At 66.1% G+C, this 13,585-nt stretch carries 8 protein-coding genes; 5 read left to right on the forward strand and 3 right to left on the reverse strand.

From position 1 onward, the window contains the following. Window positions 1-486 precede the first annotated feature (486 nt). The 3 genes from OO62_RS36365 (at window position 487) to OO62_RS07100 (ending at window position 3,211) form a co-directional block, all read left to right on the forward strand. Window positions 487-798, forward strand: coding sequence for a hypothetical protein (locus OO62_RS36365; protein WP_078617050.1), 312 nt, complete (start codon window positions 487-489; stop codon window positions 796-798). Window positions 799-892: 94 nt separating this feature from the next. Then, a complete protein-coding gene (locus OO62_RS07095) occupies window positions 893-1,879 on the forward strand; it encodes a DNA cytosine methyltransferase (RefSeq protein WP_033266368.1) in 987 nt (328 codons plus the stop codon). Between the two features lie 15 nt (window positions 1,880-1,894). Next, window positions 1,895-3,211, forward strand: coding sequence for a DNA cytosine methyltransferase (locus tag OO62_RS07100; RefSeq protein WP_033266369.1), 1,317 nt, complete (start codon window positions 1,895-1,897; stop codon window positions 3,209-3,211). Here the strand turns inward: OO62_RS07100 and OO62_RS07105 are convergent. From OO62_RS07105 to OO62_RS41510, 3 genes are read right to left on the reverse strand one after another with little or no spacing between them, the layout of a single operon-like run. After that, window positions 3,180-4,067 carry a DUF6339 family protein gene (locus OO62_RS07105; protein ID WP_033266370.1) on the reverse strand — a complete coding sequence of 296 codons (888 nt, stop codon included), beginning with the start codon at window positions 4,065-4,067 and terminating at the stop codon, window positions 3,180-3,182. The two genes, OO62_RS07100 and OO62_RS07105, sit on opposite strands and share 32 nt — an antisense overlap. Then, window positions 4,064-5,056, reverse strand: coding sequence for a hypothetical protein (locus OO62_RS07110; RefSeq protein WP_206738426.1), 993 nt, complete (start codon window positions 5,054-5,056; stop codon window positions 4,064-4,066). Before OO62_RS07110 ends, OO62_RS07105 begins: the two co-directional genes overlap by 4 nt. Beyond that, window positions 5,053-8,661, reverse strand: coding sequence for a sigma-70 family RNA polymerase sigma factor (locus OO62_RS41510; protein WP_164993227.1), 3,609 nt, complete (start codon window positions 8,659-8,661; stop codon window positions 5,053-5,055). Before OO62_RS41510 ends, OO62_RS07110 begins: the two co-directional genes overlap by 4 nt. A gap of 149 nt (window positions 8,662-8,810) precedes the next feature. On the opposite strand from OO62_RS41510, the gene OO62_RS07125 reads away from it, so the two are divergent. Further along, window positions 8,811-10,430, forward strand: a complete 1,620-nt coding sequence (locus OO62_RS07125) for an NERD domain-containing protein (RefSeq protein ID WP_033266371.1) — start codon at window positions 8,811-8,813, stop codon at window positions 10,428-10,430. Then, complete coding sequence (locus tag OO62_RS07130; protein WP_033266372.1) at window positions 10,427-13,585, forward strand: helicase-related protein; 3,159 nt, start codon at window positions 10,427-10,429, stop codon at window positions 13,583-13,585. Before OO62_RS07125 ends, OO62_RS07130 begins: the two co-directional genes overlap by 4 nt.

A 13,585-nucleotide genomic window follows, 5' to 3' on the forward strand; every position in this document is an offset into this window, starting at 1 on the left:
GGCTCGCTAGGTGGAGCCGGCATCCCGCCATGCCGATACAGGGATTGCACCAGACTTGCTCCATCGCGACGAACCGATAGAACGGCGATATCACGAGTGGGCAGCCCGCTCAGGGACGATCCAGCTGTCGCTCCGGCATTGCCGTCATCCTGGTCCGTCGACACGAAGCGGGAGGCCGGCAACCCCGGCTCCGGTGATCAGCTCGTGGAGTCCTTGGCCGCGATCGGCGGGGGGCTTCTGTCCTGTACCCGGGGATCGAGGAGGAGTCCCACCTGCCAGCCGACTGGGTAACCGAACCTGGCCACGTGGTCACGCGTCCGCCCCTGATCGCTCCCCATGTCACAGGCGGCGAGGCGAGGACGCACCCTCGCCTCCGCACCGGGGGCTCCACTCGGCGTGACTTCGCGCTCGTGGACCGGCGCGACGAAATAGGACACTGGGACCGGGCGTGCTGTACTCCCCTCCAGCCCTGACGTCTCGGCCTGGATGAGCAGGCAGACCAACCGGGAAACCGATGCCGAACGGGTGGTGTGGCAGCTCCTCCGCGCCGCCGGATACCGCTATCGGATCCACTGTCCGGTGCCGGTCATGCCCAGGCGCAAGATTGACATCGCGTCCACGCGCGCGAAGTTGGCCGTCCTCATCGGCGGCTGCTTCTGGCACGGCTGCCCGGAGCACGCCACCAGGCCTAAGGCGAACGCGGAATGGTGGCGAGAGGAGTTCGACTGCAACATGGAGCCGGACCGGGAGACGAATGCACAGCTGCTGTCCGAGGGCTGGACGGTGCTGCGCTTCTGAAAACACGAGTCGCCGGACGCCGTGATGCGTCGGGTGGCTGCGTCTGTCGACCGGGAAAGGGCGACAGGAGGAAACGACGGAAGGGCGGGGGCAGATGAGCGGATTACGATTCGTCGACGTGTGCGCAGGGGCGGGCGGACTGGCTTTGGGGTTGGAACACGCAGGCTTCGAACCAGTACTGCTACTGGACAAGAAATCAGTTAGCTGCGACACGCTGCGTGCGAACCGGTCGAGGTGGCAGGTTCTGCAAGCGGACCTCCTGGACTTCGCCCCGAGTCAGTACCAGGAGACCTACGACGTCGATCTGCTGTCGGCAGGCCTGCCCCGTGTGAAGTCCGGCGCAACCGTCGCCCACGACGAGACCGAGGCAGAGCTGCGCTTGCTGGAGGCGACCGTCTATCTGGCTCATGCGGTCCAGCCCCGGGCCCTGCTCATCGAGAACGTGCCGGGTCTGGTGAACGCGCCCGACTTCGAGCCGATACGCGACTTCATCCGGAAAGAGCTCCACCATCTCGGCTACCGCTTCCGGTGGTTCGTCCTGAACGCAGCCGACTTCGGGGTGCCACAGGATCGGAGGCAAGGAGTGCTCGTCGCGTTGAGGGAGCAGTACTTCGACGCCTTCCACCCACCGGAGCCGACAGTGCGTAAACATCTGTCCGTGGGGCGGGCCCTGCGTCGGTCGATGACGGTGGGCGGTTGGCGGGACGCCGACCGATGGGCGGCCCAGGCGCTCACCGTGGCCCCGACCTTGGTGGGTGGGTCGGACAGGCGGGGAGGCGCGGATCTCGGCCCCACAGGGACGAAGAAGGCATGGGCCCGAATGGGAGTCGACGGAGGCACTGTGGCGGACGAGGTTCCGGGCCCGGACTTTGTCTGGGCCCCGGATACCGGCCGCCACGGGATGGTCAGGATCACGACCGATCAGGCCGCGCTCCTGCAGGGCTTCCCATCCGATTGGGCATTCGCCGGCCGGAAGACGGCCCGCTATCGCCAGATCGGGCATGCCTCACCACCGCCTGTGGGCAGGGCACTTGGATCGGCGATCCGGGCCGCATTGGAGGACCGCAACCGCCGTTGCTGACTACACTTCAGCTCCATGAACAGCCCTGGAACACAAGTTCACCGACTCGACGGAGTCCGCATCCTGGACCTCTTCGCGGGTCCTGGTGGGCTCGACGTGGCCGCGCACTTCCTGGGCTTCAAGAGTGTCGGGATCGAGTGGGACCGGAACGCGTGCGAGACGCGCTACGCGGCGGGCCTGCCGACGATTCACGCCGATGTGAGCGCCATGCGCGAGACCCGCTTCGACGAGATCCCCAAATCCGTCGACGTGCTCGCCGGAGGGCCGCCCTGTCAGTCCTTCTCGGTCGCGGGCAAGGGCGTGGGACGGAAGAGACTGGACAGGGTTGAAGAGTTCATCCATCGCCTTGTGGGCGGGGAGAGTGAAGCGCAGATCGACGAGGATCTGCACTCCCTCGGTGACCCACGCACCGCCTTGGTGCTGGAACCCCTTCGCTGGCTCCTGAAGGCCATCGAAACGGAGGGGCGCGGCCCGTACAACGTGATCGTCCTGGAGCAGGTACCCGCCGTACTGCCGCTCTGGGAGCTCTACGCGAAGCTCCTACGCAGTGGCGAAGGAAGACTGAACGGCGTCAAGTACGAGGCGGATTGCTGGGAGTTGAAGACCGAGCGGTTCGGGGTGCCCCAGACGCGCACACGCGCGGTGCTCGTCGCCCGTCGTCCAGGGCTTGGGGCCGTAGAACCGCCGAAACCGACTCACCTGCCGTTCGAACTGCATCGTCGGAGGCGCAACGCTTCCCAGGCGGAGATGCTCCCGGGCGCCTCTCATCCGTCCGGGGCCGAATCACGCTGGATATCCATGGCCGAGGCCCTCGAAGAGGCGAGCAGGCCGAAGGACTCCCCCGTGAAGGTTGCCCGGCTCCGGACAGACGGAGAGACGAAGTTCTTCGTCGTCTCGAACTACGGCTCCGGGGGCGACTCCAAGAACCGGGGCCGGCGTCTGTCGTCCGAGCCCGCTTTCACGGTCACCGGGAAGATATCCCGGAACAAGGTGTACAGGAGCATCGCGGAATACGAGGCCGAGAAGCCCGACCGCTTCAACATCCCTGAATCCGGAGTACTCCAGACCTTCCCCTACAACTTCCCCTGGTCGGGAAACGACCGGGCACAGCAGGTGGGCAACGCCGTACCGCCCCGACTCGGCATGCATGTGCTCAGCATGGCCCTGCGTGGAAAGGCACCCACGGAGGACGAGTTGACGGCGGCGACCACGTGGCCGACGGTTCCCGGCGCCACAACGGAATCCCTTCGCCAGATCGGGTGCGGCGACCGGAGCCAATGCCCCCCGAAGTCGCACAAGGTCACCCGCGCTCGTCGGGAGCCCGCCCCCTGACAGACACGTCCGCGAACAGCCCCTCGAAGTGGGCGGCCAGACTCTCCACAGCCCCCTCCGGCGCGGGCTGCTCCTCCGGACCTTCCGGAAGGACGTGCCGGGAGACGGCACGAGCGGTCTCGGCGGCCGCGATCCAGTCGCGCAGAGCTTCCGAGTCGTACTCCACGTCAGGGGCGATGACGTCATACATCAGTGTGGCTGCCGACGCGTTCACGGCGGCCACCAAGGCGTTGACCTCGCGACCACTCTGCACGATCTTGCGATCCATGAGTCGTACGAGCGCCTGAGCAGTGGGGCGATGGTCGATGACATCGAGGCGGAGCGTGGTGTTCAGCATGTCCTGGTTGCCGCAGGCCCGTACCGCGGGCCCGTAGTCGGAACCGTCGCGGAAGAGCTCGGCTGCCCACCAGAGGCGGGCGAACGCCTGGGTGTGGTGCGGGCCGAGGAAACGCTTCCGGGCCACGCCCTTCGGAGCCTCGTCCGCTTTCGGCTCGGGGCGGTGACGCCACACGACATAGTCCGGCGCGACACCAAGAGCCAAGTAGGACCAGAGTCCGGCGTCGGCCGCTTCACGTCGGCTCAGGCGTAGCGTTGCGTGCAGGCGCGGCGCCAACCAGGCGTCGGCCGCCGTGGGGCGCATTCCCCGGAACTCCCGGAGTGCCTCCTCGATCAGCTCCCGCACAGGGTGGAGACGCCCTCGCTCGTCGTCGCCCTCGAGCGGCTCGGCGACCTTGTTCAACGCAATCGACGGGACGTCCTCGCGGCCGGCGAGCAGCCCCAAGGAGATGAACTCGGCAGCCTGCATATCGGAGATCCGAGCAAGCCTCTCCGGAAGATGCTCAGGCCTGGCGGTCATGCGTGGGTCTCCTGCTCAAGTCGCTCGATCCTACGGATCGTGTCGGTCAGGGTTCTGGGCACTTCAGCACGGCGAGTGGCTGCGAAGTGGATACGCGGCTGAAGTTCGGCCCATCTCCCCTCGCCCGTGCGGCGTGTGTGGACCTCGCGCAGGGCGTCCTCCACCGAACACCCGGGCACGACGTCCGGGAGCATTTCGCGGAGCACTTCGCCGCGCCAGTCCGGTGGCAGGACAGGGCTTCCGTCGTCCTCGATCTCCAGATCACCGATGGCAGAGTGGAATACAGCCGTCCATACGTCGGTGGACATCTGGGCCAGCAGCATCTCCCTGACCATGTTTTCGATTTTCGAACCTTGACCCTCCACGAGCGTCATGAGGCCCTCGAAGTCGGAGTTAAGGCGCACGGTGGGGATCCGTCCCGAGATGTCCACGATCCAAGGCGTATCCCGAAAGGGGCGCAGCCACGCGGCGCCGCGCGCGAAACTGACGTCGGTGACGTCGAGCTCACGGTCTCTCAGCGGAACGTCCGCCGTCACGTCGATCAACCAATCCTGCTCGGTGGAGGCAATGATCCGCCCGGCCACCCCCCCGACGGTCGCCACCACATGCACGGCGAGTGAGGCGCGGTCCGCATACCCGGTCCGATGGACCTCTATCTCGCCCGACCACTCCTTGCCGTCGCCGGCAGCACGGTCGAGTCGCGTGACGGACCGCGCGTTGGTGGCCTTCTCCGTCAGAACGGCCACGACGGCCACGTCGGACCAGTGGCCCTTCGCCTCAATATCCCTGGCAGGGATCGTCGCCGACAGAGAGAGTCGAGCCGTGTGCCAATCGTCCCGCTCGGCCCGCCCCAGAGCCACGACCCTTTCCACCGCGGAGAATCCCTTGATGTCGAGATCTTCGCGTATGTCGTCGGGTCCCCGCAGCCGCACGGCCGTGACCCGGGTCGTGACCGCGCCGGGGAGGCGGGGGTACGGATAGGCCCTCACGCGGTTTCTCCCTTGCCTGCTCGGAGTTCGACGACGAGTCCGGTGAGCGCCGCGCGAACCGGGTGGGTGGACGCGTCGGTGACGCCCCGGAAGACCGCACGGCGTGCACCCGGCGTGAAATGAAGCATGTCGCCGACCAATTCACAGTTGCTCACTGCTTCGAGCCTCGCCCACTCGACCACCGGACGCGGGCCCGAGCGCACCTCCAACCTGGCTATGGGACTCATGCGCCAGGACTCACCACCAGCCGGCACCTTGACCTCGGCCGTGACCTGCCACGCGCCGGATGCGTCGACCATGGCATCGAGATCGTCCAGCTTCGGAGGTTCGACCGCGTCCTTGACCTTTGCCGACGCCCTGCCGGTGATCTTGAGTCGCTTGCGTACCCTGCTGGTACCGCTGGGCCTCTTCTCCTGAGGGATCGCCACGAGCTCGCGCACGGCTCTGTTGGTCTCCGTGGTCAACGCCGCGATCCTGCGATGGGCCGACGGCGCGTAGCGCAATCTCAGCTCCTCAGTCTGTCCCCACTTGTTGTGCTCAGGTGGCTCGGAGGTACGCAGGAACTCCTCTGCCTCCTCGGCGAACGGCGCGTCTTCGCCTGCAGCCCGGCCCGCGAGCAGGACTGCCTGAAACGGATTGGTTCCGATCGGAAGGTCCGGAACCCGGCTCGTCTTGACCGTCATGCGGTTCCCGCGCATTGCGGTCACCTGGTTGATCCTGCCGTCCGCGTCGGACGCCTCGGTCACGAGGAGAACTGCCCGATGCTCCCTTGCCGGCCCCGTGGAACCGTCGCGCGCGGGCACCCGCAACGGGACAGTGGTGACGGCAACTTGGCCGGCCGCGGTGAGTCGGTCCACCGTGGTGCCGCTCAGGAATGCCTGAAGGGCGCGTGAGCGCGCGGGCTGGTGCACCTGGGGATCGACACGCTCCTCCTCGAGGTACTCGACGCCGTTGCGCAGCGTTCTCACCGAGGCATCCAGCAGCGGCTGCCGGTCACCTCCCGCAGTCATCGCGGCCCAGAAGTTGCGACCGAGCGCTCCGACCAGACGCTGGTGCATGCGCTCGAGACTGTCCTCGTCGTCGCCGGAATCACCCTCGTAGTCCTGGCCGACCTCCGCAAGGCTGGCCACATCGTGTGCTCCGACGATCAGAAAGGATGTGCCGGGGTCATTGCCCTCGCGGGTGAGATGCAGTTCCTCGACCGTTCTCTCATCGGCCCACCAGGAACGCACCACGTCCACGTTGTCCGCTTCGGGGTCGGGACGGCCGAGCCAGGCAGGGCCGGCGAACCGCCTGCCCTGTACCTCCCGCCACGGCAGATCGAGCCGTCCGATCAATCGGCGCTCCACGTGCCCCTCGTGCGGCTCGGCGAGTGTGGAGTTCACGAGAACCAGGCCCAAGCGGCTGGCCGCCCATAGAGTGGCCTTGCCGAGGCCGTACGAACCTCCTGCCGCCACATCGGATTTATGACTGTCGAGTTGACGCCGCACCACGGCGGAGAATCGACCGTCCTCGTAGTCGTCCCCGGTCAGCCCGTTGGCGTTGTAGTCGTCCACGCGAAGGAGCACCAGCCGGTCCCGCTCCTGCATTTCCCGCAGGCCGACGCTGACGACACGTCCGACCTTCTGATCCTGCGCGGCGGCCGCCTCGTAGTGCGGCACAAGGTCGTCCCAGCGGATCGCCGTACGGAATCGTGCCAGGGCGTCGCCGGTCAGTTCATGCAAGGTGTAGCGAACCCGGACCGGTCGGTCGTTCTCCTTGAGGCGCTCGTCGAGGCTGTTCTGGGTCGCCTCACGCGCCAGCACTCCCAGGTCCGCCTCGAAGGCGAAGGCCGCCGCGTTGCCGAACTCCCGTCCCCCGTCGTCATGTCCGGGACGGTGGTACCACACAGCCGGCGTCGCCGACAGTTCCGTCTGTCGTTCCGGAGCATCTCGGAGACCCTGCTCGCTCTCGTCCTCGGCCGTGAACGCCTCCTGCACCCTCGCCAGGAGGTCCGGGCTTGGCACAGAACGGGCCTCGAGCCATGCAGAGACAGGCGCCCGCGTCACTCCCAGCCGGCGCGCCAGCTCGACTTCGTCCATCCCACTGCTGTGCATCCGTTCGGCCAACCATCGGCCGAACTCCGGCTCTCTCGAGGTCACCGTTCCTTCTTTCCCCTCGGACATTCTCTTCGCCTCGGACGTGCCGACTTCGCTTTCGAGTGGCTCGCCGGTACCGGATTCCCCCTGACCATCCTGGCCTTTGTGAAGCCCTGACCTTCCGGAGTCCTCCTGTGTGCCCTGTCGAGCGGCTCTTTGACAGCGCCGTGCCGCGGTGGGATCGTCGGGATCCAGGCCCATTTCGATCCTTATCGCCTTCATGGCGCGTTTCTCGATCTGCCGAATGCGCTCCCGTGTGACGCCGAATCTCCGACCGATCTCCTCAAGTGTCCAAAACTTGTCGTCGATGAACCCGTGTCGCAGGAGGAGGACTTCCCGCATCCGTGCCGAAATCCCGGATGCCTCGATGATCTGGAAGAGTTCCTCGCGCTCGAAGCGCGATCGGAGTGTCTGCTCGGGGCCCGGCACCGCTTGCCCTTCACCGACGACCAGTTCTCCGAGGGTGGTGTTCTCGCTGACAGCGATCTCGAGCGAGATCACCGAACGGCGGCTGAGCCGCAGGCACTCCACGACCCGCTTCGGACTGATGCCACAGGCCAGGGCCAGATCGTCCACATTGGGCTTGAAGCCTTGGTTCAGCGATATCCGTTCTCTCCTGCGAACCTTCTCGATCTGCTCCCACATATGGACGGGAAGCCGGATGATCGAGCCTTCATTGATGATGGCTCTACTGATGTGTTGTCGAATCCACCAGGTTGCGTAGGTCGAGAACTTACAGCCCAGTGACACATCGAACTTCTCCACCGCGCGTATCAGACCTGTCATGCCATGCTGAGCAAGGTCCTCGTACTCGGAACTTCCCTCCCTGTGTCCCAACGTATTCAGAATCTTGAGAACGAGTCGCTGATTATGAACAATCATCGCGGTGAAGGCGCGGTAGGCTTCGCTGTCTCTCGGCAGTCGCGCCGCATAACCAGGGGGTAATGACTCCGAGGGCGTCCTCACCGCCCGGAAGAGGAGGCAGAGCCCCACTTCTTCCTCGGCGCTCAGCAGCCGCTGCTCAGGGGCCACCCTCTTGGCGTCGGCCGCGATCAGAGCCTGAGCAGCACGCCTCGCCTCATCGTGGTTGCCGACGCGCACGGTGCCCCGCAGCGCCTCGAGATCCGGGACCTCCTCCACCTCTTCCTCGGGAAAGTCGAAGTCACCGGGTAACTCATCGGTTCGAGGGTCCTCATCGGTCCCAGGGGCCTCATCCGCGACGGGATCCCGGTCTGCGACGGGGTCCCGCTCGACCTCGGTTCGTTCACCGCCCGCCTCTGCCGCGTTGACCGCGGCGAGCAGAGCCCGAGCCTGCTCCGCATCAAGTCGCGCCGCCCTCATCACCTGGCCCATGGCAACGCGGAGTTCGACACCCTCTGCCGTGAATCGCCGCGTGAGCCCCACAAGTGCATCCAAACTGGCCTTGTCCAGCGGCTCGTTGGATGCACCGCACCGTACCGTCGCCATCGCGTCCCCGTGTCCCGTTCCCGCTCCCCGCCCTTCCCAGTCCATCATCAATCACGCCCTCACCGCCGGCGCTTCCTCAACAGGATCAGCAACGTGACGATCAATCACTCGCTACCTTGGTGGCGTCGGCGTGACCATGGGGAGAGTTGATGCGGATCATCCCGAGCGAGATCTCGAGCAGCACCAGGAGCCGGGCCGAGCGCAGTGTGTTCGCGGCGCTCAAGGCCATCCCGGACGACCAGAGCGTCGCGCTGCACACGGTTCACCTTCCCAGGCACCACAAGAAGCGTCTCGGCGAGATCGACTTCATTGTCATCATGCCCGACCTCCTGCTCTTCATCGAGGTGAAGGGCGGACGGGTGCACCACCAGGACGGGAAGTGGTTCTACGGTCCGGTCGGCCGCGAGAAGGGCCCCAAGGAGAGCCCCTGGGAGCAGGCCAACGGGGGCATGCACGAGTTCGAACGCGAAATGAGTGCGCTGGTGGGAAGCTTGAGGAACCACGGCGTGCCGAGCGGGTACCTGGTGATCACCCCGGACGTCAACATCCCGCGCATGACCCAGTTCGAGCCCCAGCAGTACCTCGGCCGGGATGCCTACGACGGCGGACGCGGCCTGGCGCAGGGTATGGAGCGAGCCGTCCGATTCTGGCTTCCACGGAACGGATGGGCTCGCACCCCTGTCCCCGCCTCCCTGCGCAAGAGGATGCTCGAGGCCGTCCGACCGGATTTCGACCTGGTTCCGAATCTGCAGTCCCGGTTGACGCATCTCGATGTCGCCTTCGAGCGCCTCACCGCTGAACAGCTCGACAGGCTCGACGAGTTGGAGTCGAACCCGCGCCTGATCTGGTCCGGCGGGGCCGGCACAGGAAAGACATTTCTCGCCGCCGAGGCAGCCCGCCGCAAGGCTGCCAATGGCACTGTCCTGTTCACCTGCGCCAGCGTCACCTTGGCGGCCCACATGGCCGGCATCCTCGCCGACGACGCGATCACCGTCCTGCCGTTCGACCGCCTCGACGAAGTTCGCGGACGCACCTTCGACCATCTGATCGTGGACGAGGCGCAGGATCTCATGACCTTCGAGGGCCTGGGCACCCTGGAGGAACTGGTGGACGGCGGCCTTGCCGAAGGCCGATGGATCTTCATGCTCGACCAGAACAACCAGGTACTGGCTCCCGAGGCATATGACCCGGACGCCTGGGAATACCTGAGCCCGCTCGGCTCCCTATACGGCCCCATGAAGCGGAACTGCCGCAACACCGTGCAGATAGTCAAGCAGGTCCACTTCTACACGGGCGCGGACCTGGGCATAGCCTCCGCGGGCGAAGGCGAACCGGTTCGGTTCACCGAAGTGCGGGACGCACAGGAGGAGGCCACCGTCCTCGATGCGTATGTGAACGAACTCGTTCAGGAAGGTGTCTCCCCAAGAGACATCACGCTGCTGTCCGCGTCGGGGAACTGGGAGACGAGCTCGGCCCGTCTCTCACAGCGAGCCTCCAGAATCGAGCGTTTCGCGGACGTGGTCGGATCCGATCGGGCGGCCAAGCACCGGCTCACGTGGTCCTCCGTCGCCGACTTCAAGGGCCACGAGAACAACATTGTCTGCCTCATCGACCTCGAGCCCGATCAACTCGAGGGTCGGCTGGACGCGATCTATGTCGCATGGACGAGGGCTCGCGCCCAGCTCTGGGTGGCCTGCCGCCCGGGCACCCATCAGGTACTCAAGGAGTTCGGTGTCGCCGTACTGAAGCGGGAGGGACGTCTCGGATGAAGGCCCTCGAGTCCCAACTTTCCGACCATCGCGACGACTTTGTGAGGTATCTGCGGCGCCAGCTCGTCGGACCTGCCGCGGCTGAGGACGAGACGCTCGCCGACCCACCTGACCGGCGCTATCTCATGGGCACCCTGTATCCGCGCGGCGCCTCCCTGACCGAACACTCACAGGACGAAGGCGAACAGGGTTTCAACGAGACAGCCAGCGGAACCGGGGAGGAGGACGGCTTTGCCGATGACCCTGTGGCCGAGGCGAATGCATGGCTTCCCTCGTCTCTCGGCTTCTCCTTCTTCACCAATGCCCGGCGTATCGAGGTCACGTGCGGGGCGTCACGCTACGCAACGCACCGTGAAGGCGGGCGACGCAGCTGGCAACGGCAGCCTCGGCTGTCCACCACGAAGACCGTCGAGGTGGGAGGGGCGACCTCGATCCCGGTACTGGACGGGCACGGGCGCCTGCATGTCCGTTGGCGTCCCCACGGCGTCGGGTATCTCGTCACCTGCGTGCTCGCCAATGCGCATGACGAGGAGGAGAGCTCCCACAAGGACCGGGATCTGATGCTCTTCCAAGCCGAGCTGAAGGCCACGACGCTCGACGGAACGAAGATCCTCGAGTACCCGAGCACCCGTCTCAACAGCCGCGACGAGGAGGAGCAGGAGCTCCGCGTCCAATACCGGCACATCGTGACGAGGGCCGTGGGGCACGGATGCGCCGTCGAGTGGGACGAGGACTCCGCCGAGGTCTCCACCGTACGGGCGCAGGTCATGCCCCAGCAGGTGGTCGAGCACATCAAACCGGACGGGCCGAAGGACCTGCCGGTGCTCAACCTCGCGTACCTGTCCCGGCGCGGGCTCGCCGTGGAAGACCTCCGGGCCGAGCTGCACTCCTTCGTTCACGGCTACCGCACATGGGTTGAGACCCAACAGGCGAAGGCGGGGTCCCTGGAGGGATGGGCCGCGGTACCCGCCGCACGCATCGTCAAGCGCATCGAGACCGCGCTGGGCCGTATGGAGTCGGGCGTGGAGGCCCTCACCGCATCGACCCGAGCAGGGGCCCAGGCGCGCGAGGCCTTTCGGCTGGCAAACCGCGCCATGGCGCTCCAGATGCTGCACAGTCGGCCCGAGCTGGCGGGCAGCCGTCGACGCAGGGACGGCGAGGTCCTCGAGCTGGCCGAGCCCGGTAGCGACTACGCATGGCACCCGTTCCAACTCGCCTACTTCCTGCTCGTGGTCGAGGGCCTGATAAACCCCGAGCACGAAGACCGCAGAACGGTCGATCTCATCTGGTTCCCCACCGGCGGCGGCAAGACGGAGGCCTACCTCCTCACTGCCTGTTTCGAGATCATCTGGCGCCGACTGCGGTTCGGTGCGGCTGGGGGAGGCACCGCCGTCCTGAGTCGGTACACGCTGAGCCTGCTCACCACTCAGCAGTTCCAACGCACGGCAACGGCCATCTGCGCTCTTGAGTACATCCGCGGGGGACACGACGGCCCGCTCTCCCACGACCTGGGAGAGGAGCCCATCTCCATCGGTCTCTGGGTGGGGAAGGACACCACTCCGAACAAGGTCGCCGCTGCTCAGGACGCGCTCGGCATTCTGAAGCAGATGAACGAGCCCGATGACCGCTTCCTGCTGGAGCGCTGCCCATGGTGCGGTACCGAGATCGTCCCGGAACGACAAGGGCAGGACAAGGACTTCGGTATCAGGGCGGACGGGGTGAGCACCTCCTTCTTCTGCCCACGCGGCACCTGCGTTTTCCATGAGCGGCTTCCGGTCTCCGTGGTGGACGAGCAGATCTACGAGGAGCCGCCGACCTTCCTACTGGGCACCGTGGACAAGTTCGCGCGACTTGCATGGGAGCCGAAGGCGGGAAACCTTTTCGGTCGGAAGGGCATACGCAAACCCTCACTGGTGATCCAGGACGAGCTGCATCTCCTGGCCGGACCCCTGGGGACAACGGTCGGCCTGTACGAATCGGCCATCCTCGAACTGTGCGCGTGGGACGGCACCGTGCCGAAGGTCATCGCCTCCACGGCGACCATCCGGCGCTCGCAGGACCAGGTTCGCAGCCTCTACGGGCGCCCCGCCCAACTCTTCCCCCCAGCCGGCATGAAGGCCGGCCACTCGTACTTCGCCTCACCGGACGAAGAGAAACCCGGGCGTCTGTACGTCGGAGTCATGGCTCAGGGGCACACTGCGTCGACCTCGACCGTCCATGTGGGGGCGGCCGCACTGCAGGCCCCGAAGGAGATCTGCGACGACGACACCCTTCGGGACGCGTACTGGACCGCCGTCGCCTACCACAACAGCCTGCGAGAACTCGGCCGCACCGTCACCATCGCCCGGGACGACATCCCCGCGCGACTCGAGCACCTGACGAACGACGCGACGCGGCGCCGCACACTCAACGACGACTCGGTGGTCGAGCTCACCAGCAACATCCCCCGCGCCGCCCAACCACGGCTTCTCGAGCGCCTGGGCAAGCACTTCAAGGATCGCGGCAGCATTTCCTTCCTCGCCACGACGAACATGCTCTCGGTCGGAGTCGACGTTCCCCGCCTCGGTCTCATGTTGATGAACGGGCAGCCCAAGACGACATCGGAATACATCCAGGCCACCAGCCGCGTCGGCCGTCGTCATGTGCCGGGGTTGATCGTCACGCTCTTCCGCTCGACCAAGCCCCGCGACCGGTCGCACTACGAGTCCTTCGGCGTCTACCACCGCTCGCTCTATCGTCATGTCGAGCCCACCAGCGTCACGCCGTGGTCCATGCCCTCCCGCAATCGTGCCCTGCATGCGGTGCTCGTCATTCTCGTACGCCACGGAATCGGTCTCAGCGCCGAGGACCGGGCGGGCGACATCCTCGATCACCCGGACGGCGTCGCGCGGGTCCGGGGCCTCATCGTGGATCACGTATTACGGGCCGACCCGACGGAAGCCGATGCTGCAGCCGAGAAGCTCGACTCGTTGATCGCGACCTGGCAGCAGGAGGCCGAGATCGCGCGGGGCGAGGGCAGCCGCCTCTATTACCAACCGCAGGGGCGCTTGCACACATCGCTTCTCACCGACTTCGGCAAGCAGGGCATCTGGGAAACCCCGCAGTCGATGCGCAATGTCGACCGCGAGTGCCTCATTGTCGTGAGAGGGGCCTGA

The sequence above is a fragment of the Streptomyces lydicus genome (assembly GCF_000717345.1).
Lineage (GTDB): Bacteria > Actinomycetota > Actinomycetes > Streptomycetales > Streptomycetaceae > Streptomyces > Streptomyces lydicus.

Coding starts and splice junctions, on each gene's coding strand:
- OO62_RS07130 (WP_033266372.1), top strand. CDS start 10,427: ATGAAGGCCCTCGAGTCCCAACTTTCCGACCATCGCGACGACTTTGTG.
- OO62_RS41510 (WP_164993227.1), bottom strand. CDS start 8,661: ATGGCGACGGTACGGTGCGGTGCATCCAACGAGCCGCTGGACAAGGCC.
- OO62_RS36365 (WP_078617050.1), top strand. CDS start 487: ATGAGCAGGCAGACCAACCGGGAAACCGATGCCGAACGGGTGGTGTGG.
- OO62_RS07100 (WP_033266369.1), top strand. CDS start 1,895: ATGAACAGCCCTGGAACACAAGTTCACCGACTCGACGGAGTCCGCATC.
- OO62_RS07105 (WP_033266370.1), bottom strand. CDS start 4,067: ATGACCGCCAGGCCTGAGCATCTTCCGGAGAGGCTTGCTCGGATCTCC.
- OO62_RS07095 (WP_033266368.1), top strand. CDS start 893: ATGAGCGGATTACGATTCGTCGACGTGTGCGCAGGGGCGGGCGGACTG.
- OO62_RS07125 (WP_033266371.1), top strand. CDS start 8,811: ATGCGGATCATCCCGAGCGAGATCTCGAGCAGCACCAGGAGCCGGGCC.